Source organism: Zooshikella sp. RANM57, assembly GCF_050749885.1.
In the GTDB taxonomy this organism is placed as follows: Bacteria; Pseudomonadota; Gammaproteobacteria; order Pseudomonadales; family Zooshikellaceae; genus Zooshikella.
Window position 1 is genome coordinate 1 of sequence record NZ_JBOIUB010000053.1, and the last position, 979, is coordinate 979.

Below are 979 nucleotides of genomic sequence, written 5' to 3' on the forward strand. Positions count from 1 at the left end.
GCGCCTTGCTCCAGCACTTTGCGGTTCAAGGCATCGTATTGCAGGTCAATACGTTCGGCCTGATTGCCACTGTTCCGGCGGATAATGGCGACATTATTGCCATTGGCGTCGTAGAGCATTTCAGTGACGGCATCGCCCTGTTGGGTTTGCCATGTGGCGTTACCTGCGGCATCAGTGCCTTGAACTTGGTGACTCACACCCACCTGACGCGTGAGCACCAAGCGACCTAGGGCATCGTACTGGTTACGAGTGAGGCGGTTATCGGTATGACTCGCATCAAGCTGCGCCAATAAGGCCTGGGGATCGCTGTCGATACTGAGGCTATTACGGGCACTGTCGGGCAGTGCTTGGGCGTATTTCAGTTCTTCGACAATATGCCCCGCCGCATCGTACTCACGTTGGGTGGCATAGCCTAAGGCATCCACCAACAGGATGGCTTGGCCTTTGGCGTCATAGAAGGTGTAGGTGCTATGACCCCGGCTATCGGTGGTTTTAATGACATTGCCGTTGGCATCGTAGACCTGGGTTTGGCCGACGAGGCCATAGAAGTAACCCCGATCAATATCATGCATCAGTACTTCACGGCTGTAACGGGCCAGCTCATGGTTGTTAGCATCGTACTCAAAATGGGTTTCGCGGTATTCCCCTTGACCCACGGGTGGGGTGTGTAACATCAGCGTGTTGACATCCAACCGTTGATCATAGCTGCGCTCAGACAACCGGTTGCCAGCGGCATCATAGCCAAAGGTCTTCAGTACACCGTCGCCATCCACCTGAGCGATCAATTGATTGCGGGCATTGTAGTAAAGGGTGGTGACCTGACCATTGGCATCGGTCTCACGAATTAGATTCCCCACCGCATCGTATTGGCGATTCACCATCGCGACTTGTGGGCGTGGCTGGCCTTCAACCTGATGTGCATTCTGACGCTGTTGGATCAGCTGCCCCTGGGCGTTATAGCGAAACTCAGTGACCCGTG

1 protein-coding gene is annotated in these 979 nt (G+C 54.6%); it reads right to left on the reverse strand.

The window, feature by feature from the left end; all coding sequences use genetic code 11:
- Positions 1–979: hypothetical protein (locus ACQ96U_RS27090; protein WP_431724396.1), on the reverse strand; the 979-nt coding region annotated here is incomplete at both ends.